We start from the raw sequence: 21,690 nt of genomic DNA, 5'->3' as shown, positions 1-21,690 counted from the left end.
AGAATGAAACGAAGCATTCAAGGATTGTTCGTTTTGCTGCTCATAGTTACGATGATTGGACCTATTAACGTTGCGGAGGCTAAACCGACCAAAGTATCCGTAGGACAGACGGGATCTGTCGTAACCGCGGGCAACGGCTCGATTTCGCTCACGTATGATTTGTCGACGGGGCGCGGCAGCTTCAAGCAAGGCAGTACAACGCTGATCTCGAATTTCTATTCCGATTATCAGCTGTACGGGACAAGTTCCCGCATTCATTCCTACGATCCCGGCAAGCGTTCGGCGAAGTGGGAGGCAATCGGCAATGACGGATATGGCTAGCACGGCGAGCGAATTACGATCAAGAGCGTGCTCGATTCCGGCTCGACCATCACGCTGCGGCTGACGATGTACGAGGACCAGCCATATTTTCTGTCCGACATGACGGTGAGCAGCGCGGCAAGCCAAACGATCGACGTGCTGGAGCCGATTGCAGCCGACAATCTGGATATCGGTTCGGGCACGGACAAACGGATCTATACAACGCCTTATACGAATAACTATGATTTCGGCGTAGCGCCCGTCGACGATTTCGGCAAAAGCCAGAACGGCTATGACCGCCCCTACGGCGTAGAGGATCAGTGGAGCGCGTTCAACGGAACAAGCTACTGGGTTGCGGCGGTATTTGATAATGCGGCGAAGAATGGCATCATTGCCGGAGCGGCTACGACGAAAACTTGGAAAAGCATGCAGCATCTAGGCCAGGCGACGGCACCGAACGGCCCGCTGACCGGCTTCTCCGTCTACAATGCCGGCGGACAGCAGAGCGGCACTACGGTGTCGTCGGATGCATTCTTCATTGGATATTTCGATGATTATGAGACGGGCCTCGAGACTTTCGGGGAAGCGTACGCCGTCCAAGAGCCGATGCTGCAGTGGAAAGGCGACGTACCGAGGGGCTACAACACCTGGTACAACTTCTACAGCCAGTACGCCACAGAGGGCGCGATGCATGCGATGACGGATTACTTCGTCGCGCATCTGAAGTCGCTTGGCTACACTTACATGAACTTGGATGCCAGCTACCAGGGAGTCAAGGGGCAGGAGCAAATCCGGAATTTGAAGGATTACGTTACTTATGTACATGGCAAAGGCATGAAAGCCGGTTCCTATGAAGCGCCTTTTGCGATCTGGAATAAGCTGACCGATCTTGTACCGACGACGAACTATACGTTCGGCGATATCGCGCTGAAGGATACGAACGGCAATCCGATCATGTCCTATCTGAACACGCCGATTGTCGATGCGACGCATCCGGGCGGACAAGTCTATTTGAAGTGGCTGATGAATACCTATCATGTCGAGCCGGGCTTCGACTACGTCAAACTGGACTTTATTGATTTCGGCATGTATGAAGGCAGCTTCTACGACAAGAGCAAGAACGGGATACAGGCCTACCGGATCGGAATGAAGATCATGCGGGATGCGCTGATCGGCGCGCGGCAGAAGATCTTCATCGACGAATCGATCGCGCCTCTGCTGCCTTCGGGCTATGCACACGGCAGAAGAACCGGCTGCGACACGGTCATCGGTCTCGATGACGGCGCAGGCATCCGTTATTCCGGCATCGAGCGTCAAGCGTTCAATGCGGCAGCTTCATGGTGGACCAATGGCACGTTATATCCTTACAACGATGCGGACATGTCGATGCCCGAAAATATCGTGCAAGGCGTTTATGGGAAGAGCACGTTGAATCAAGCAACGCTGCTAACGACCGCGATCGTGATGGGCGGCGGCCATTTGCTGATTGGCGACGACGTTCCGTTCATTTCGGAGGACCGAATGAAGAGGCTCGTCATGAACAAGGCGCTGCTGGACGTTGCGGATTTAGGCAAAGCGGCAAGACCGCTTAGCATGACGAACTTCTATTTGAAAGGCGAGCATTCGCCGGAGACTCTGTATCTGAACGATAAGAATGGGGACGTCATCGTCGGCATGTCCAATTGGGATATGAACAACAGCAAGCCGGCGGCTGTTTCATTCAAGGAGCTGCATCTCAGCGCGGACAAGGCGTACACGCTCTCCGAGCTGTACAGCCAGACGACGCTGGGTACGTATACCGGCAGTTATTCACGCACGTTAAGACCCGGCGAATCCGTTATGATTCGCATCTCGGGTAAAGGCTCGCGCAGCAACCCGGGAGCACCCGTCAACTTGGCGCTAGGTGCAGGGGTTACAGCTTCGGCATCCTCATCCTACGGGGCAGGCTACGAAGCCTCGAACGTCATTGACGGCAATCTTTCAACCCGTTGGAGCGCAGGCTGGCCAGCGAATAATGATTTTAGCAATCAGTGGCTCGAGATCAACTTCGGCGCTCCGACGAGCGTCAACCGCGTTGTTGTCAGCGAGTACGGTTACGGTAAGCAGGAATATGAAACATGGTCTTATGCGCTCCAGTATTGGGATGAGTCCACATCGCAGTACGTCGACTTGACCAAAGGGCTGACGCTCGGAGACCGGAGAGAACTGGATTTCAAGACGGTCACGACTTCGAAAATCAGGCTTGATATGAAGACCAGTCACTGGCTCGACTCCGTGAACGAAATCGAAGCGTACAACATTCCGGGGAATACCGGTTCCGTCATCGCGCAGGACAACAGCAACGGATCGTTCTGGAGCTATTCGGATATCCGCGGGCAAACGCAGAGAATGCAAACCTTCGCGCTAACGAGCGGATCTCTGCCGAAGATGGACGTGTATTACTACGAAAGCTACGTCAGCAAAGTGCCGGAAGACAATCTGTATATCGACATCGTGGAGCTCGATTCCGACATGAAGCCGGCGAAGAAGCTGTTTACCGCTGCCGTTCCGCCTTACAATCTCATGGGCTCCCCGCAGCCGTACTCGATTTACCCGAGACTGAGCGGACTCGATACGACGAAGAAGTTCGCATTTATCCTGCGGTCGCCGAATTCGCTGGATGACGGATCCACGGATAACAAATACGGCTTTGCCTATAGCGGCGACGTTTATGCCGGCGGGATCGCTCAGTATTCCGGCGACGGAGGGCAAACCTGGTCGCCTCAGACGGATACGGATCTGATTTTCACGATCTATCAATAAAATAAATTACACCTTAGAGGAGTGATCGCTGTGCCGATCGGCTATTTGGAAGAAGACCGTATTTTCGCCATCCGTACCGCACGGTCATCCTATCTGTTCGGCATCAACGACAGCGGAACCGTGCAGCATCTCTATTGGGGGTCTCCGGTGCATGCCGGGGATTGCGCCGACTTGCTTCGAACGAAGCATCACAGCTCCTTCGATGCGGCGGTAGACCGCGAATCGGAAGAGTACGGGGGATGGGGCGGCCTCTTGTACGCGGAGCCGGCATTGAAAGTTACGTTCGGCGACGGCGTGCGCGATCTGAAGCTTCGATATGAAGGCTACTCGATCGACAAGCCAGAGGAACTGATCGTTCATTTGGCAGACAACTACTACGACCTCCAAGTGAATCTGCATTACAACGTGTTTCCCGAATTCGATCTGGTCGAGCGACATATAACGGTAATAAACGGCGAGGCTTCGTCCGTTCGCATCGAGCAAGTGATGTCCGCCGTCTGGTCGCTGCTTGCCCTCCCCGCATGCCGTTTGACGCATGTCACGGGACGGTGGGCAGGCGAGTATCAATTGCGTACGAACGTGCTGTCCGAGGGAAAGAAAGTGCTGGAGTCCAGAAGAGGGTTTACGGGGCCTCACGCGAACCCTTGGTTTGCGATCGACGACGGGACAGCCGGCGAAACGAACGGCGATGTATGGTTCGGCGCGCTCGGCTGGAGCGGCAATTGGAAAATCGTCGCGGAAAAAACGACCTTCGGACACCTCAGGATAACCGGCGGAATCCATGATTTCGACGGCAGCTTCACGCTTGCGCCGGGCGAATCCTTTACGTCCCCCGTCTTTGCGGGCGGTTTCTCCGAGAATGGTTTCGGCGAGATGAGCCGCAAGCTTCACCGCTATCAGAAAGCAGCGATTCTACCTGGCTCGCGAGAACGCAAGGTGCTCTACAATTCGTGGGAAGCGACTGAATTCGCGGTCAACGTGCAGGATCAGAAAGCGTTGGCGCGCAAAGCGGCGACAGTCGGCGTCGAGCTGTTCGTCGTCGACGACGGCTGGTTCGGCGCACGGAGCAGCGACCGGGCAGGACTAGGCGATTGGCAGGTGAATCCGCAGAAGTTCCCGAACGGCTTGAATGAGTTGATCGACGAGGTCAAATCGCTCGGCATGGATTTCGGGATCTGGGTAGAGCCCGAATCGGTCAATCCGGACAGTGATTTGTACCGCGCTCATCCGGAATGGGTATACCAGTTCCCGACGCGTACCGGTTCTCAGCTTCGGAATCAATTGCTGCTGAACCTCGGGCTGCCGGAAGTCAAACAGTTCGTCCTCGATTTCATGACGGATTTACTCGATACCTACGATATCTCCTTCATTAAATGGGATATGAACCGAACGGTGACCGAGCCGGGAATCGCGCATGAGCGGCAGCAAAGGGAGCATTCGGACTGGATTCGCCATGTGAACAATCTGTATGATATATGGGGCGAGCTTCGCAGGCGGTTCCCGTACGTCGAGTTCGAGACATGCGCGGGCGGCGGCGCACGAATTGATCTTGGTATATTGCGTTATGCGGATCAAGCCTGGATCAGCGACAATACGGACGCGCTCGACCGGTTGCATATTCAGGAAGGCTTCACCTACGCGTACGACCCGTCCGTCATGATGTGCTGGGTAACGGAGTCTCCACACGGCATGAACGGAAGAAGGCTTCCGCTTTCCTTCCGGTTCCATAGCGCCATGATGGGCGGTCTCGGCATAGGCGCGAACATCGACCGCTGGTCGGAAGAAGAACTGGCCGAAGCGAAGGGCTATGTGGAGCAGTACAAACGCATCCGATCGATTACGATGCATGGCGAGTTATATCGCTTATCGTCATTGCGCCATTCGAACGTTGCGGCATGCCAGTACATAACCACAGACGGGCAAGAATCCGTGGTGTTTGCTTTCCAGAACGCGCAGCATTTTGGGGCATGGGAACGCCGGCTTGCTCTGCAGGGCCTTGATCCGGAAGCCATATATGAGGTCGATGCCGGAGACGACCGGACGGTTGCGCTTCATGGCAGCTTCCTGATGCGGATTGGCGTGGCATTAGGATTTAAGGGTGATTGCCAGAGCCAAATGATTCACTTAAAGCGAATTCAGCAGTGGAGATGATGACCGATGCCAATCCGTGGTGCGCAAATCTACGAAAGCAGCTATAGAGGATGCCTCTCGCTCGTAGCCGAAAATGAATCCGTTCGAGTTGAGACCATCCCTGAGCTCGGGGGGAAGATCGTCTCGCTCCTCTATAAACCAACGGGGAAGGAATGGCTGCTCGATGCGGGGGACCGACCTATGCAGAAGCTGGATTACGGATCGAATTTCTGCGATGGCGATATGAGCGGATGGGATGAATGTTTTCCGACCATAGATGCTTGCTCAGCGGGGGAGGACGGTAGTCTGAATCTTCCCGATCATGGCGAAGTATGGGCACTTCCATGGCAGGCGGAGGTGAGCGGGGATGCGCTGGGTTGCACTGTAGAGGGGAGACAGCTTCCTTACCGGCTGACGAGGACGCTGTCACTTCCCGGCGAGCGGCGACTAAGGCTGAATTATACCGTTCAGCATCTCGGCGGAGCGCCGTTTTCTTTTCTATGGGTTGCGCATCCCCAATTTGCCGTGGATGAACCGACGCGGATTCTTACGCCACCATCGGTGCGCGAGATGAATTGCATTTACGGCAAGGCGGACCGCGATTTTATGATCCCTGATGTCTGGGCTTATGGGCCGGAAACGACGGGCGAGGGCACCAAATTTTATTATAACGGGGCCGTTCCGGAGGGCTGGTCAGGACTGCTTGGCATGAATAGCCACGCCTATATGATCGTATCCGTTCCGAAGGATACCGTACCCCACTTCGGAGTCTGGATCGACCAAGGTAAATTCAACGATCGGACTACCATTGCATTGGAGCCCGGCATTGGCTATTACGACTCGTTGGAGCGGGCGGAGCGTAATGGCACGTCAGTCCGTTTGCGAGAAGGCGAAAGTTATAGCTGGTCCGTCGACATCCTCCTTGGACATGGGGATTGGCGGGAATGAGAAGATGAACGGCCCCGGATGATCATTCATCCGGGGCTTTCTTGCGCAGCTAGCCTTTAGGGATTTTTCGATATTCGGTAGGCGAGTAGCCCATGAGCTTCTTGAAGATGCGGGAGAAATAATAGGGGTCGGCAAGACCGACGGAGACGGCGATCTCCCGCACGGTTAAGTTGGTTAAATCGAGCATGCTCGCGGCATGCTGCATCTTCATGCGCAGGAAATAATCGATGGGCGAGAAACCGGTTTCCTTGTTGAAGAGGTGGATCAAATGCTGCGTCGAAATGCCGGCGGATCTGGCAAGCTCGGGGAGCCGCACGGTAGTCCCCACGTGTTCGTTCATATACCGCATCGCTTTCTCCAAATACTGGTCCCGCTTATGATCCTGGCTTGCATGCAGGAGTTCTTGGCCAACGCCGCTCAATATCCATCGCATGGTCTGCGAGACGTAAACGTGAGAGTGAATCGAATAGGGCCTGTCCGAGATGATCGCAAGCGACTGCTCGATGCTGGAGACGAAATCAGCAACAATCGAGTGAGGGAGTGAAATGGTCTTATGCTCGTCGAGCCCATACAGTCGGGTCAATTCTCGCGCGTGTTCTCCCTTCAAATGGAACCAATAAATACTCCAGGGTTCCTGTTCGGAAGCCCAGTAGCGGTGAGGCATGCCCGCCGGAATCGCGACAAGGCTGCCAGGCCCGATGCTGAGCGGCTCGCCGTCGTTTATTTCCACGATCCCATGACCGTCGATGCAATAGATGAAGATATGGGCGTCCGCGCCTTCCGTCCGCTCCCTGTAGTGGTGCTTGGCATGCGGAAAAAAACCGATATCGCTAACGAACAGTTGCCGGGTCAGCTCGGTTCCGGCAAGCTCGCGCTGCATATACTCCGGGAGGACGAAAAGACGCTGTTCTCGAAACCCTTCCATTTTTTTCATAGCGTGATAGGATCAAATCCCTTCGTTTCTCAAGGGTGTTATAACTGCTATTGTATACAGGGTCAATGTGGTATGCAATACCGATAAATCAGAATATAGTCCATCATAATCCGTTGATGTTCAATTGTTCTAATCAACGCCGTTCGTTAAAGTAGGTAGTAGATTTCAAACTTTAATAGGGAGTGACTGCAATTGACTCAGCAGATTGGACGTTCCCGCGTCTGGGAAGAGATCGTCGACATTCCTACGTATGCTGTAGGAAAACCCGACAAAAATCCAATGTTTCTGGAAAAGCGCGTGTATCAGGGCAGTTCCGGCAAAGTGTACCCCCATCCCGTTATCGATAAAATAGAGGACGAGAAAAAGCCGCATCCTTATCGCGTCGTCATCTTGGAAAACGATTATTTGCGCATCGAAATCATGCCGGAGCTCGGAGGCCGGATCTATCGCGCGGTCGATCGCACGAACAATTACGACTTCGTTTACTATAACCAGGTGATCAAGCCGGCGCTCGTCGGTTTGGCAGGACCGTGGATTTCGGGAGGCATCGAGTTCAATTGGCCGCAGCATCATCGTCCAAACACGTACGGCCCGGTTGAATGCCGTTTGGAGGAAAATGAAGACGGCAGCGCCACCGTATGGGTGAGCGAGATCGACCGCATGTACGGAACGAAAGTGACGGCGGGGTTCACGCTGTATCCGGACAAAGCGTATCTGGAAATCGCTGCACAGCTCTACAACCGTACGCCGGAACCGCAAACGTTCCTGTGGTGGGCAAACCCCGCGGTTGCGGTCAACGATCATACGCAATCGGTGTTTCCGCCGGACGTGAACGCCGTATACGACCATGGCAAACGCGACGTGTCCAAATTTCCAATCGCCACCGGCACGTATTACAAAATGGACTATTCCGAAGGCGTCGACATCTCCCGTTACAAGAACATTCCTGTCCCAACCTCTTACATGGCGTACAAATCCGACTACAACTTCGTTGGAGGCTACGATCACGCGCTGAAAGCGGGCTTGCTGCACGTCGCGAATCATCATATTTCGCCGGGCAAAAAACAATGGACATGGGGCAATGGGGAATTCGGGCAAGCGTGGGACCGCAATTTAACCGATGAAGACGGGCCGTACATCGAGCTGATGACCGGCGTTTACACGGACAACCAACCCGATTTTACGTGGCTGCAGCCATACGAAGAGAAGTCCTTTAAGCAATACTTCATGCCCTACAAAGATATCGGAGTCGTCAAAAACGCGACGACCGAAGCCGCGGTAAACTTGGAAGTCGACGAGAACCTTGCCTTGGCTGCTATCTACGTCTACACAACATCCCTAGTGGAAGGCGCAACTGTGGCGCTTTCGGGCAATGGCCAAACGTATTACTGCGAGAAATTGACACTCACTCCGCTGCAGGGCTTTCAAGCCGAAGTTCGTCTGGCTTCAGGCGTTAAGGCGCACGAGCTAACGTTGTCGGTGAAGGATGGGTCCGGTGTGCAGCTTGTGAGCTACACGCCTAAGAAACCGCAAATCGAAGAAATGCCCGAGGCGGCGAAGCCTTTGCCGGAGCCGCAGGAGCTGATGACTAACGAGCAGCTGTATTTGGCAGGGCTTCACCTGGAGCAATACCGGCATGCGACTTTCGAGCCGGAAGCCTATTACCTCGAAGGACTGAAGCGGGATCCTAGTGATATCCGAATCAACGTCGCATACGGAACGCTGCTGCTTCGCAAAGGACTGTTGGAAGAAAGCGAGCGTCACTTCCGCGTAGCGATTAAGAGTTTGACTTGGCGCAATCCGAATCCTTATGACGGCGAAGCTTACTATCAGTTGGGCGTTTCATTAAAGCTTCAAGGCAGGCAAGAAGAAGCGTTCGCGGCCTTTTACAAATCCGTATGGTCGGCAGCCTGGCAAGACAGCGGCTACTTTTCCTTAGCGCAAATCGCGACCGAGCAAGGACGGCTGTCCGAGGCATTGGAGCTGGTCGAACGTTCGCTCGTCCGTAACTCGCGTAATTACAAAGCAAGAAATGTGAAGGCTGCACTGCTTCGCAAGCTCGGTCGACAGGAGGAAGCGATTGCGTTCGGCAGCGAAACGCTCCGACTGGACATCGCTGACTTCGGTGCGTACAACGAACTGAGACTGGCCTTGGAAATGGCAGGGGATATCGAGAAAGCGGAATCGGTGTATGAGGAGTTCCTCTTCTTGTTGAGAGCGGACGCGCATAACCACTTGTCATTAGCTTCTGACTATGCCGACGCAGGGCTATATGCCGAGGCTATTGAAATATTGAATATGATAGCAGACAGCAGTTCGGACAGTACGTATCCCATGATCCATTACACGCTTGGCTATTTGTATGGCCGGATGGGTCAACCGGAGGTGTCGCTCAAGCATCTGCAAGCCGGAGGAGCGGCATCCCCGGACTATTGTTTCCCGAACACGTTGTTCGACCTAACGGTGTTAACATTCGCTGCGAGCAATGGGCAGCGAGATGCCAAAGCGCACTATTACTTGGGCAACTTGTACTACGACAAGAAAGTCGCGGACAAAGCGATTGCTCATTGGGAGACGTCTCTGTCGATCGACTCTTCCTTCCCGACCGTGAGCCGGAACTTGGCGCTTGCTTTCTACAATAAACTTGGCGACAAGGATAAGGCCCGCCAAGCATTGGAACGGGCTTTTGCTTGCAATCAAGATGATGCAAGGGTCTTCTATGAGCTGGATCAGTTGTATAGAAAAATCGGTATTTCTCCGGAAGACCGACTCGCTCGGTTATCCGCACACGTACATCTCGTGGAGCGCAGAGACGATCTCTACTTGGAGTATGTCACGCTTCACAATCGCCTTGGCCGCCACCGGCGCGCAGTTGAACTTCTCGCAGCGCGTCAGTTCCATCCGTGGGAAGGCGGGGAAGGGAAAGCGACAGGTCAATACGTGCTCGCTCACGTAGAAATGGCAAAAGCATGCTTGTCCGAAGAGAATTATGACGAAGCGATTGTTTGGCTGAAGAAAGCACTCTTCTATCCCGAAAATCTAGGCGAAGGCAAACTCACGGGAGCGCAAGAAAACAATGTTTACTATTATCTGGGCTGTGCTTATGCGGCATTAGGTCAAGCGGAAGAAGCCCGAGCTGCATTCCATGCCGCATCGGTCGGACTCGAGGAACCGGCAAGCGCGATGTTTTACAACGATCAGCCGCCGGATATGATCTATTATCAAGGCTTGGCTTGGCTGAAGCTCGGTAACGGCAAGGAAGCCAAAAGACGGTTCTACAAGCTGATCGATTATGCTGAGAAGCATGTGTTCGACGACGTCAAAATCGATTATTTCGCGATTTCGCTGCCGGATTTCCTCGTCTTCGAGGACGATTTGAACGTCAGGAACGAAATTCACTGCCGGTACATGCGAGGACTGGGCTTGACGGGACTCGGAAGCGCCAAAGAAGCAGCCGAAGAGCTTGCTGCAGTTCTGCGGCTTGACGTGAATCATCTCGGTGCCTACCTTCATTCCTTCCATGCTCAAACGATCGTATAAACCACATCACTACAAAAAGTCCTGATAATCAAGTAACCCTTGATTGATCAGGACTTTTTGTTGATTTCATCTCTTGCATGAATGATCTTATGATGTCTTTCAAGCTGCCGTCAAAATGTGAAATGCTCCCTTGCCATCAGCGCCGCGCCTGCTGCGACGGCATCTTCCTTCAACGCCCCCTTGGAGAAAACAGGCGTATATTCCGGATAATAGTACGTATTTGCGATCGCGGTTTCGATGGCGGTGGAGTAGAAGCTCTCATGCGAGCTGATCAAAACCCCGCCGAGAATAATGGTTTCGGGGTGAAACGAGTTAATGAGATTCGCTAATCCGATCCCGAGGTTTGTGGCTGCATCAAGAAATAGCTTCTGTACGACCGGATTATTTCGCGATAATTCCCTCAGCAGCGTATCATAGCTGGCTCCCCTTAGATTGTCGTGGGCCTGCGCTTGCTTCTCAAGCGCGAGGACGGAGACGAAAGCCTCTAAAGCGCCGTAGTTCCCTGTATCCTGCAAACGTGGGCCATCTTTCTGAATGATCATTTGACCGATGGACCCTTCCATGTCGACCGAACCGTGAATGATGCGTCCTTGGGACATCATGGCCGATCGCAGACTGACGCCCGCGTGCACGTAGAGCATATGCTGCGGCTGCTCTTGGCGCAGGGCCCAATGCTCCCCGATGAGCGCCGTATTGGCGCCGTTATCAAGGATAGCCGGAATTCCGCATGCCTCTTCGATCAGTTGGCAGATGGGGACATCAGACCAGCCTTGGGCACGAAAGTGAAGCGGCTTCAAGATCATGTTGCGTTCTCGGTCAAGCGGGCCGACCGCGCCGATGCCGATGCTGATGATCCGGTCTTGCGTGAGATCGTGGTCCTTCAACAGCGCCCGGATTTGTTGAGCGACATGCGAGACGAACCTGCCCGGAGTCATGTCTTCGTCCATGCGCCATCTTACCTGCGACTTGGCGTTCAGCTGCATATCGTATAGGCCGAGGGAGGAATAGAATCGCGATATTTCGAGTCCGATGATATAGCCATAATGAGGGTTGATTTCAAATAAGATCGGTTTCCTGCCACCCGTAGAAGAACCCCGTCCGGATTCTTGAATAAGCCCGTCCGCGAGAAGATCCTCCAGCAGTCGGTTCATCGTGCTGGTCGTGATCGTGAAAGAAGCAAGCAGATCGATCTTCGAGACGATGCCTTGATTGGCGATATGTTGATAAAGCTTTTTTTTGGTCTCCAGCTTGGCGTGCGGTGCTTCCATCTATTATCCCAACTTACCCTATTGAATTTAACCTTTATTAAAGCAATCTTAGCCCATGTGAATGAGAGATACAACTCACTTCCGGCAGAATGAGCGAGAATTGACGGGGCCATGGCATATAAGCAGAGCTGATGAATACGAATAGAATAACTTTATTCCAAAATGAAAAAAAGTGTGTATAATATAGAAAGTCGATACGGTTTCGGGAGGTTTCATGATGATAAAAGACAAATTGCTGCTCCTATTCCGGGTGTTCGGGGTGTTCTTCCAAATAGGTCCTTCCACGTTCGGCGGAGGATACGCCATGATACCGGTCATCGAGAAGGAAGTGATCACGAAGCGCGGCTGGCTGGCACAGTCCGAGATGGGGAGTGTCATTACGATTGCGGGATCAGCCCCGGGGGGCGTCGGTATCAATGCAGCGGCGTTTATCGGCTACCGCGTAGGAGGAATTCCCGGCGCTGTAGCGGCCGTTGCAGGCATTACGATGCCAACGTTCGTCATTGTCTGTGTGTTAAGCATGTGCTATTCGCTATTCGAGTATCAAGTGAAGGTGGCCGCGGCACTCAAGGGGATTCATGGGGCGGTCATCGCCTTAATTATGCTGGCAGCTTACAAGATGGCGAAGACCGCCTTGTTCGACCGCACGACGAAGCTGGTCTCAGCTGCGGCTCTGTTGCTGCTGTTGTTTACTTCGATCAACCAGATCGTTGTCATGCTGGGCGGAATCGTTGTCGGGATCGTCGTCGTGATGACCAAGCAGAAGCTGGGCTTTCAAGCAAACACGGAGAAGGATGAAGCGAAGACGACGCAAGGGCTTGCTTATCCGGAATACTATATTTAAGTGACGGAGGGGATTCGCAGATGGCATCCCTGCTGGAATTATTTTTCGTTTTTATGAAAATCGGGGTGGTTTCGTTCGGCGGCGGATATTCCGTCATCTCGTTTATGGAGAAAGAAACGAACGCACATGGCTGGCTCGCGGCGGGGCAGTTCCGGGAGCTTGTCTCCGTTGCAGGCACGGCGCCGGGACCGATCGCGACGAACGCGGCCACGCTGATCGGTTACGACGCGTTTGGCCTCCCCGGCGCGATCGCGGCTACCATCGGAATTGTGCTGCCATCACTGCTTATCATCGTGCTTATGGTCACGGTATGGTACCGGTTATTCGACAACAGTATTGTAAAATCGTCGCTCTATGGACTTCGCCCTGTCATTACGGGCATCATTGCGTATTCGGCTTTGCACTTCGGATTCATGTCGCACCAGACGTCCCTGCTGACTTGGCAGACGGCGGCTACGCTGATTATCTGCGCAGGCGCGCTGCTTGGCGTGATTCGTTACAAATGGCATCCCGTCACCGTGATATTGTCATCCGGGGTCGCGGGTATCATCTTGTTTTGACATCAAGGTCTTTGAAATAGTCGAGTACAAACTCACGAAACTTCTGAGCTGCAGAGGACAGATAATGCTTTCCGGACCAAGCAAGGCGCAGAGACAAGCTGCCACCGAGATCTGTTATTTTTATCCTGTTCGGTGTCAGGTCCATTCTTGTTCGCCAAGCCAGATCGGGAGCGAAAGCAATGCCATGTCCTTTTTTCAATAGCAGCAGCACCGCATCTACATCATCTACTTCAATCGTCGTCTTAGGCTTAAAGCCGGCAGCATTCATGCACAAGCGATCTGTTAGATTCCTGAACCAATATCCGGTATGTAATCCAATGAACGTTTCCTGTTTCAATTCATTTAACGAGACACTTTCACGTCCTATTAAAGGATGATGGTCCGGCACGAATAGATGGATTTCTTCCGTTCGGAGCAGTTCCTGCTCGATAGCAGCACCCTCAATCTGCGCAAACGTGAGACACATATCGATTGCTCCGTTTTCGAGCATTTGGTTCATGACGTCCGTTGGTTCTACAATTTGACGAAAACTCACATTCGGATGCAGCTGCAAAAATTCGCCAAGCATTTCCGGCAAGAGATTCGTAAGGGAAACTGCAAGCGTGATGATTCCCCGATCGACCCCGGACATGTCCCGGATTTCCCGCTCGGCTTCCTCCAGCTCCTGAAAGACATGTTCTACCCGCCTAAGCAGCACCTTTCCATAAGCATTTAATCGAATCGTGCGGCCTTGTCGGTCGAATAAAGGAACGCCGAAATGCTCCTCCAGCCTGGAAATGGTTCTGCTCAGTGAAGGCTGAGCAATTTGTAAAATCTCCGCCGCCTTGGTCATCTGTTCTAGTTTGGCTGTTGTCTTAAAGTATTGTAATTGTAGCAGCTCCAACTGTGATATCCTCCTACGATTGATCATCCTTCTGATACGTATCACATTGATTTGATAGCTTAAGATCTATGTCAGATAACAATTTAAGTATTATACATTATCTCTCATTATCGCTATATTTAGATCAAATTCGAGGCCAGATAGGAAGAAAAATAAATAACTATTTGGCTGCTACAGTAAAATCATTCATTTAGAAGGCACTGCCCCATTGTGGAAGTGCTTTTTTTGATATTTACGCAAGATTCGACATGTTCTGAATCAATTACTATGGATGAGGGAGGGAATTTCCATGAGATATAGAATGTTATTACCTTTGTCTAACTCCAGTACGTCCAACAATGCTACTACAATGAGTTCGGGGGATCAGCATGAGTATATTCAAAGCGCCGTTTAAAGCGGGTATTTTTACAAAGCTGCTGCTATCATTTCTAGTCGTAATCATTCCGATTTTTAGCATCAGCATCTTTATCATCCAATCCGCCGAGGAGAACATGCGAGAGGAATTGTCGCAATCCGTCCTAACGAATGTCCATTTCTATATGAGTTCGTTTGAAAGCGAAATGGCTCGTATTATCCAGATCAATAAAGAGCTTATTTTCAACGAGGATTTTCTCAAAATTCGAACGATCGCCGCGGATATGGACGATTACACAAGAGTTCAGACGATTCTTAAAGTGAAGGACAGGCTTAATTTACTGAAAACATCTAGTTTATACGTCGACAATGTCAAGGTGTACATTCCTTCCATGGAGAGAGGGATATTCTCTAACAGCTACGACAATCACATTCCGTCAGACGAGCTAAACGCTCTAAAAATGTCAGGGCGCACGGGATCGAAGATCACGTACTGGGAGAAGGGGCTTTTTCTGAGTGAAGTATATCCCGATCCGTTTCAAAAGCTGCCTTTGACGATTGCGCTTGGAGTCGATCTATCCACGAAGAAGATTCAGGAAACGCTTCGTCAAATCGTCGACATGGATGGGGCTGGCGCCTCCTTTATTAATGTTCAACAGAATTGGACATTTTCGGATGGGAAAAACGATCAAATCTCACCTGAGTTAAGGAAGTTCCTAAACAACCCGGCTATTAGCGGAAGACCGAGTGATCAAGGCAACATCAACATGAACGGCATGAATTACTTGATTACGTACGAATACTCGAAGCTTCTAGACACCTATTTAGTTGTATATATTCCTGCTGACGAAGTGTTGGGACCTCTGGATACTTACCGTAAGTTTTTATGGCTGTTGTCTATTCTATCCACCATTATTATCGTTGCCTTTTCTTACTGGATATTCCGCTTAATTCATCGGCCGCTCAAACGGCTCGTCACTTCTTTTCGCAGGGTGGAAAAGGGGGATTTACAGGTAGAGATCGACCATAACTACAGCGACGAATTCAAATACTTATACGGACAATTCAATGCCATGGTCAGCCAGTTGCATAAGCTGATCGGTGAGGTTTATGAGGAGCGGATTCGTTCCCAACAAGCGGAGCTTAAACAGCTGCAGTCTCAGATTAATCCGCATTTTCTATACAATAGCTTCTTTATGCTGCAGGGACTTGTTCGGATGCGCAATATTGAAACGGCGGAACAGCTTATTCAACACCTCGGAGACTATTTCAAATTCATTACTCGAACGGGAAATGAAACCGTCACGCTCGATCAAGAGGTGCACCACTCAAAGGCTTTTACCGAGATACAGACACTGCGTTTCTCCAGACAAATCAGAGTGGAATGGGAGGAGCTGCCGGAGGCGTTCCAGAAGGTGCCTGTTCCTAGACTTATTCTGCAGCCCGTTATTGAAAACGCCTATGTGCATGGTCTGGAAGACAAGGTTTCGAATGGCTTGCTTTCAATAAGGTTTGAAATAGAGGACGAGGACTTATTGATTAAAGTGGAGGACAATGGGGAGAACATTTCGGAAGCGGGTCTTGATGACTTGCGAAATCGGATACAATCACATGTTCTGGAGAAAGAATCCACCGGTATTCTGAACGTGCATCGGCGCCTAAAATTACGATATGGCGAGCAGTATGGACTTTCCGTGTCTCGAGGAGCAGAAGGTGGCGTTCGGGTGGAGATGAGATTATCTGCTAAGGGGGTTGAGAAGATTGTATAGATTACTCATTGTTGACAATGAACCATTTATCGTAGAAAGTGTTCTGGATTTGTTTGAAAGACAGGCCATTCCTGAATTGGAACTGCTTAGCGCCTACTCCTCTGCGGAAGCGCTCGGCTGTATGCGAACGGTTAAAATCGATATTGTCTTGTCGGATATTCGAATGCCGGGGATGAACGGCTTAGAGCTTCATCGCGAAATCATCAAATATTGGCCGCGATGTAAGGTGATTTTTCTAACGGGCTACAACGATTTTGATTATATCCATGAAGCGATGCGTAACGGAGGCGTCGATTACTTATTAAAGACTGAAGGAGAAGAGGCGATCGTCGCTTCCGTTCAGAAAGCACTGACGGCTCTATCAGAAGCGGTCGAGGCTGAAGCGTATATTGCCAAATCAAAGCAGCAGATGCAAGCGATGACACCATTACTGCAGAAAGAGCTGCTTATGGAGCTTGTACAAGGGGGTTCGCTTGCAAACGGCGCGCTCAGCCGAAGCTTTGAGGAAGCTGACATTGAACTTGATCCTACTAAACCTGTCGTTGCTATGATCGGCAGGATAGACAATTGGAAGGAAGACACGCGTCCTTTTGACAAATCGTTATATCTATTTGCCATTCAGAACATTGCGAAGGAATATCTGGCGGCGAAGGTGCAATTCATTTCGTTTGATTTTGAGAGAAAAACAAAGCTGTTATGGCTGATTCAGCCCGAAGAGCAGACGGGAACCCTGTCAGCCGCCGAGCTTGCCGAGCTGGAGCAGCGATGTCTTATTTTTCTTAAGGGAACGGCAGAGATGATGCAAGATTCTTGCAGTGTCTTGCTCAAGCTGAATCTATCCATTGCCATTGGCGCTTCGTTCAAAGCGTGGGAACGCATATCGGAGCAATTCGAGCATTTGCAGCAGCTCCTAAACCGGGGGCTTGGGCTAAGTCAGCAGCTGCTGCTTATAGAGCCAACGATAACCATTACCTCAGCCGATCAAATAGAGCATGATCAACGAAAGCAGCTCAAGAAGCTGAATTTATTGCATACCTTGCTGGAGAACGGGCAGAAGGAGCAATTTATGGCTGAATATGTTGGCATTATGACAGCGTTGACAGAGTGCGCGGCTGCTAAGAATGCAATAAAGACGGAAGTTTATTTTACGCTCGTCTCCATCTTCTTATCTTATATCAACCGCTGGGAAGTTCAGAGTGAGGTTGGAGGCCGAGTCAATTTGGGTAAAATGACCGCCCTTGATTGTCATGATAACTGGAAGGAAGTAGTGGATTATTTCTATAAGCTGGCGGAGGCGCTGTTTGAGCACAAACAGGCAGGCAAAGGAAATCAGGAGCACGATGTGATTCGGATGGTGCAGCGTTATGTTCAGCAGAACCTAGCAGGGGATTTGACGCTTAATCGCATTGGTGATGTGGTTGGACACAATCCTTCGTATCTATCCCGGTTGTACAAGCAAGTCACGAATGAAGGCTTATCCGACTATATTATGACGGCAAGGCTTGCGAAAACCAAAGAACTGCTGGAAGAAAATCGCTTGAAAATCCATGAAATTTCTACTTCTGTCGGTTTCTTATCGGAGCAATCGTTCTTTCGCTTCTTCCGGAAGGCCTTGCAGATGACGCCGCAGGAATATCGAGATAGTGTCGTGATGTCTAGAAATGCGAGTGCAAAGTAAAGAATGGCGAATAGCTGGCCGCCCCTTCGTCTACTTATAATCAACTTGTGAGCAAAACATTCAAACCTAGGGGGTTTACGAAATGGCAAGAAAGGAACGGATTACACTCTTCGCCGCTTGCTTACTAACAACTTCGCTAATGCTTTCGGCATGCGGGGGAAATAACAATGCGGGCAATGAAGCTTCGAAGCAGTCGACAGACAGCGAATCGACAACCGCAAATAACAGCGCAAATACAAACAAGACCTCGACCAACACGGACGCTGAAGGCACGGTTGACCCATTCGGTAAATACGATCCGCCTATTACCGTACATTCGGTTCGTATGGCCCTCCCGGCAGATCGCTTTGAGAATGGCGATACGAATGAGAATAATGTTTGGACTAGAGAATATGAAAGCGCTTTAGGCATTAAACTTGAGTACGACTGGCTGGGCGACCCGAGCGGCGATAGCAATAAATTGGATATTTCCATCGCTTCTAATGACATTCCGGATGTATTCGGCGTCACTACGAAGCAGATGAACCAGCTGGTAGAAGGCGAGCAAATTCAGGATTTAACAGAGGTATGGGAGAAGTACGCTTCGCCTGCGCTGAAGGAATTGGGAAATCAAGACGGAGGACTTGCGCTCAAAGCGGCTACCTTCGATGGAAAACTGATGGCGATTCCGAAATTCGGCGGAAACATCACAAGCGCAGATATTCTGTGGATTCGTACGGATTGGATGGAAAAATTGGGCATGCAGCCGCCTAAGACGATGGATGAGCTGCTCAAAATTTCCGAGGCGTTCATGACCAAGGATCCGGACGGCAATGGCAAGGATGACACATTCGGCTTGGCGATCAGCAAAGAGCTTAGTGGGTTAACAGGCTTCTACAACGGTTTCCACGCTTATCCCGGCATTTGGGTGAAAGACGCAACAGGTAAGCTGACGAACGGAAATATCGCTCCCGAAATGAAAACGGCTTTAGCGGAGCTTCAGAAGCTGTATAAAGCAGGCTTCTTGGATAAAGAGTTTGCCGTGAAAGATGGAGGTAAAGTGATTGAATCCATCTCTCAAAACAAAGTAGGGATCTATTTCGGTGCAAACTGGTATTCCTACTGGCCGTTTAACGATGCCAGAAAACAAAATCCAGGCATGGAATGGAAGCCGTTCCCGATCGTTTCCGCAGATGATAAGCCGGCAATTGCTGGCGTAGGCTTCCCGGTCTATGAATATTATGTGGCCAAAGATGGCTTCGAGCATCCTGAAGTGATCGTGAAGATGCTTAACCTATGGTTGGAACGCGCTTATGGCCAGACGGCGGATTGGACGAAGTACTCCGTATCCGCTAAAGGAACAGAGCTCTTCCAATACCCGGTATTCCAAGTATTCGCTCCTAATAAGGACGTTCCGGATAACTACCTTGCGGTTAAAGGGGCAGTGGAATCCAAAGATACGTCTGCGTTGAATCCGGAGCAGAAGTCGCTGTACGAGAAAATTACGGCGTTTATGAACGGCGACCAAGAACAGTGGGCTACTTATCGCCAAGCAGGTCCGACGGAATCTTCATTCGAGGTATTGGCTGGTTATAAAGATACCTTGCTTACGACGGGTTACCTAGGCGCCAATACGCCGACGATGGTTGAGAAACAAGGCGTGCTGGACAAATTGCAAAATGAAACCTTTACCAAAATCATTATGGGCGCTGCCCCTATCGAGGAATTCGATAAGTTCGTCGAGCAATGGAAGAAGCTGGGCGGCGATCAAATTACATCTGAAGTGAATGATTGGGCAGCGAAGCAGTAATAAGAAGTGAATAGAAAGAGAGAGGAGAGTCCCTCACTCCTCTCTCTTTACTTTTATAGGGAAACTGGGAGGTGCCTCTGTGTATAGAAGATTGAGAAAGGAACTTCCGCTGCATGCCATGATTTTTCCCAGCTTTATTTTTGCTCTAATTTTCAGTTACTTCCCTATGGTTGGGATCGTGCTCGCCTTTCAAAAGTTTATTCGCCTTAAAGGCAAGGGGTTAATGGGCTTTTTCCACTCCAAGTGGGTAGGGTTCGATAACTTTGAATATATTTTCATGATGCCGGATACGATGCTGGCGATCCGGAACACGCTCATCATTGCCTCTATTAAAATCGTTGTCGGTCTGATTGTTCCGATTACGATCGCGCTGCTGCTCAATGAAGTTCGTAACGCGTTGATTAAGCGCGGCATTCAGACGCTGATCTATTTGCCGCACTTTCTGTCCTGGATTATCTTGGGCGGGATATTAATTGACATTTTGTCTCCCGAGTCAGGTATTGTTAACCAAGTTATTAAGAGTCTGGGTTTTGAACCGATCTTCTTCTTGGGCAGCAATGATTGGTTCCGGCCTGTTCTGATTATTTCGGATGTGTGGAAGGAGTTCGGCTTCAGTACGATCGTCTATCTGGCGGCGATTACAAGCGTGAACCCGTCCTTATATGAAGCGGCTGTCATCGATGGCGCTACACGCTGGCAGCAAACCAGGCATATTACGGTTCCGTCCATTTTCCCAATTGTGATCCTGATGATGACGTTAAGCTTAGGCAATGTGCTTAATGCCGGATTCGATCAAATTTTCACCCTGTATAATGCGACCGTATACGAAACAGGCGATATATTGGATACGCTCGTCTATCGTACCGGTATCGTCAACGCGCAATACAGTGTTGCAACGGCGATGGGACTGTTCAAATCCATCGTGTCCTTACTGCTGATCAGCATTTCGTATTGGCTCGCGTACCGACTATCCAACTATCGCATATTTTAGGGGGACAAACCTATGTTTCATCGTCCGTCATTTAAATACCGTACGTTCAGCGTATTTAATCATGTTTTTCTTATTTTATTATCGCTCTTATGTCTGGCTCCTATGGTGCATGTACTTGCGATTTCTTTCAGCACCAGCACTGCCGCGTCCGCCGGGCTAGTCAAGCTATGGCCGGTAGATGCGACGGTGGCGTCATACTCGTTTATTTTTTCGAACTCTCAGTTTGTGAAGTCGTTCCTTATTTCGATAGAGCGCTGCGTTCTTGGCGTATCGATCAGTATGTTCTTTACGATTCTGCTGGCTTATCCTCTATCCAAGGAGATGAAGGATTTCAGGTTCCGGACCTTGTATGCGTGGTACTTCATGTTTACGGTTCTGTTCGGCGGAGGACTTATTCCTTGGTATATGACGATTAAGATGTTCTCGCTCGACAATTCGATATGGGGATTAGTGCTGCCCGGAGCGGTTCAAGTGTTTAATGCCGTTCTCATGCTGAATTTCTTCCGCGGCTTGCCGAAGGAACTGGAGGAGTCGGCATTCATTGACGGGGCTTCGCATTGGACGACTTTGTGGCGAATTCTTGTGCCGATTTCGATGCCATCGATTGCGACCATTCTGTTGTTTGCCTTTGTCGGTCAATGGAACTCCTGGTTTGACGGGCTGATTCTGATGAAGTCACCGGATAAATATCCGCTTGCTACCTATTTGCAGACGATCATTATCAAACCCGATTTCAACAAAATCAGCATGCTGCAGGCGAAGCACATGTCCGAAATTTCCGACCGTACGACGAAGGCCGCTCAAATTATCGTTGGCTCATTGCCGATCTTGCTTGTGTATCCGTTCCTGCAAAGGTTCTTCGTGAAAGGAATCGTTGTGGGAAGCGTTAAAGAGTAGCTA

The 21,690-nt window shown here is 50.7% G+C and carries 15 protein-coding genes; 12 read left to right on the top strand and 3 right to left on the bottom strand.

The features are described 5' to 3' along the window. Positions 1-3 precede the first annotated feature (3 nt). Genes I8J30_RS24560 through I8J30_RS24545 form a run of 4 tightly spaced genes read left to right on the top strand, consistent with a single transcriptional unit; the run spans position 4 to position 6,180 of the window. Positions 4-321, top strand: coding sequence for a hypothetical protein (locus tag I8J30_RS24560; RefSeq protein ID WP_210662662.1), 318 nt, complete (start codon positions 4-6; stop codon positions 319-321). A 27-nt stretch (positions 322-348) separates the two neighbouring features. Continuing rightward, on the top strand, positions 349-3,102 hold the full coding sequence (locus I8J30_RS34085; RefSeq protein ID WP_210662660.1) for a discoidin domain-containing protein: 2,754 nt from the start codon (positions 349-351) through the stop codon (positions 3,100-3,102). Between the two features lie 30 nt (positions 3,103-3,132). Continuing rightward, a complete protein-coding gene (locus I8J30_RS24550) occupies positions 3,133-5,253 on the top strand; it encodes an alpha-galactosidase (protein ID WP_210662658.1) in 2,121 nt (706 codons plus the stop codon). A gap of 6 nt (positions 5,254-5,259) precedes the next feature. Continuing rightward, a complete protein-coding gene (locus I8J30_RS24545; protein WP_210662655.1) occupies positions 5,260-6,180 on the top strand; it encodes an aldose epimerase family protein in 921 nt (306 codons plus the stop codon). A gap of 49 nt (positions 6,181-6,229) precedes the next feature. On the opposite strand, the gene I8J30_RS24540 is transcribed toward I8J30_RS24545, so the two are convergent. Further along, complete coding sequence (locus tag I8J30_RS24540) at positions 6,230-7,114, bottom strand: AraC family transcriptional regulator (RefSeq protein ID WP_210662654.1); 885 nt, start codon at positions 7,112-7,114, stop codon at positions 6,230-6,232. 192 nt (positions 7,115-7,306) lie between these two features. Between I8J30_RS24540 and I8J30_RS24535 the strand changes: the two genes are divergently transcribed. After that, positions 7,307-10,654 carry a DUF5107 domain-containing protein gene (locus I8J30_RS24535; RefSeq protein WP_240548347.1) on the top strand — a complete coding sequence of 1,116 codons (3,348 nt, stop codon included), beginning with the start codon at positions 7,307-7,309 and terminating at the stop codon, positions 10,652-10,654. 110 nt (positions 10,655-10,764) lie between these two features. Here the strand turns inward: I8J30_RS24535 and I8J30_RS24530 are convergent, their stop codons facing one another. Then, complete coding sequence (locus I8J30_RS24530) at positions 10,765-11,922, bottom strand: ROK family protein (RefSeq protein ID WP_210662652.1); 1,158 nt, start codon at positions 11,920-11,922, stop codon at positions 10,765-10,767. A 214-nt stretch (positions 11,923-12,136) separates the two neighbouring features. Between I8J30_RS24530 and I8J30_RS24525 the strand changes: the two genes are divergently transcribed. After that, the gene (locus tag I8J30_RS24525) at positions 12,137-12,766 is read left to right on the top strand and encodes a chromate transporter (protein WP_210662650.1); all 630 of its coding nucleotides are present in this window, start codon (positions 12,137-12,139) and stop codon (positions 12,764-12,766) included. 20 nt (positions 12,767-12,786) lie between these two features. Continuing rightward, positions 12,787-13,326, top strand: coding sequence for a chromate transporter (locus I8J30_RS24520; RefSeq protein ID WP_210662648.1), 540 nt, complete (start codon positions 12,787-12,789; stop codon positions 13,324-13,326). Here I8J30_RS24520 and I8J30_RS24515 read toward each other — a convergent pair. After that, positions 13,313-14,209, bottom strand: a complete 897-nt coding sequence (locus I8J30_RS24515; protein WP_210662646.1) for a LysR family transcriptional regulator — start codon at positions 14,207-14,209, stop codon at positions 13,313-13,315. The genes I8J30_RS24520 and I8J30_RS24515 overlap by 14 nt on opposite strands. A gap of 368 nt (positions 14,210-14,577) precedes the next feature. Here I8J30_RS24515 and I8J30_RS24510 point away from each other — a divergent pair, with 368 nt between their 5' ends. The 5 genes from I8J30_RS24510 (at position 14,578) to I8J30_RS24490 (ending at position 21,687) form a co-directional block, all read left to right on the top strand. Continuing rightward, on the top strand, positions 14,578-16,332 hold the full coding sequence (locus I8J30_RS24510; RefSeq protein WP_210662645.1) for a sensor histidine kinase: 1,755 nt from the start codon (positions 14,578-14,580) through the stop codon (positions 16,330-16,332). Then, a complete protein-coding gene (locus I8J30_RS24505) occupies positions 16,325-18,010 on the top strand; it encodes a response regulator (RefSeq protein WP_210662643.1) in 1,686 nt (561 codons plus the stop codon). Before I8J30_RS24510 ends, I8J30_RS24505 begins: the two co-directional genes overlap by 8 nt. An 82-nt stretch (positions 18,011-18,092) precedes the next feature. After that, the gene (locus I8J30_RS24500) at positions 18,093-19,799 is read left to right on the top strand and encodes an extracellular solute-binding protein (protein ID WP_210662641.1); all 1,707 of its coding nucleotides are present in this window, start codon (positions 18,093-18,095) and stop codon (positions 19,797-19,799) included. 118 nt (positions 19,800-19,917) lie between these two features. Next, entirely contained in the window at positions 19,918-20,790 is an 873-nt protein-coding gene (locus I8J30_RS24495; RefSeq protein WP_210662728.1) for an ABC transporter permease, read from the top strand. 12 nt (positions 20,791-20,802) lie between these two features. Then, entirely contained in the window at positions 20,803-21,687 is an 885-nt protein-coding gene (locus tag I8J30_RS24490; protein WP_091221767.1) for a carbohydrate ABC transporter permease, read from the top strand. The last annotated feature ends 3 nt before the right edge of the window (positions 21,688-21,690 follow it).

The organism is Paenibacillus lignilyticus, assembly GCF_017942085.1.
Taxonomy (GTDB): Bacteria; Bacillota; Bacilli; order Paenibacillales; family Paenibacillaceae; genus Paenibacillus_Z; species Paenibacillus_Z lignilyticus.
The sequence above is the reverse complement of the archived record's forward strand: the minus strand, read 5'-3'. Positions and strand labels throughout refer to the sequence as shown.

Bases quoted from the DNA above. Each gene is read 5' to 3' on its own strand.
- I8J30_RS24560 (WP_210662662.1), top strand. From the start codon at position 4: ATGAAACGAAGCATTCAAGGATTGTTCGTTTTGCTGCTCATAGTTACG.
- I8J30_RS24545 (WP_210662655.1), top strand. From the start codon at position 5,260: ATGCCAATCCGTGGTGCGCAAATCTACGAAAGCAGCTATAGAGGATGC.
- I8J30_RS24540 (WP_210662654.1), bottom strand. From the start codon at position 7,114: ATGAAAAAAATGGAAGGGTTTCGAGAACAGCGTCTTTTCGTCCTCCCG.
- I8J30_RS24530 (WP_210662652.1), bottom strand. From the start codon at position 11,922: ATGGAAGCACCGCACGCCAAGCTGGAGACCAAAAAAAAGCTTTATCAA.
- I8J30_RS24525 (WP_210662650.1), top strand. From the start codon at position 12,137: ATGATGATAAAAGACAAATTGCTGCTCCTATTCCGGGTGTTCGGGGTG.
- I8J30_RS24520 (WP_210662648.1), top strand. From the start codon at position 12,787: ATGGCATCCCTGCTGGAATTATTTTTCGTTTTTATGAAAATCGGGGTG.
- I8J30_RS24510 (WP_210662645.1), top strand. From the start codon at position 14,578: ATGAGTATATTCAAAGCGCCGTTTAAAGCGGGTATTTTTACAAAGCTG.
- I8J30_RS24500 (WP_210662641.1), top strand. From the start codon at position 18,093: ATGGCAAGAAAGGAACGGATTACACTCTTCGCCGCTTGCTTACTAACA.
- I8J30_RS24495 (WP_210662728.1), top strand. From the start codon at position 19,918: ATGATTTTTCCCAGCTTTATTTTTGCTCTAATTTTCAGTTACTTCCCT.
- I8J30_RS24490 (WP_091221767.1), top strand. From the start codon at position 20,803: ATGTTTCATCGTCCGTCATTTAAATACCGTACGTTCAGCGTATTTAAT.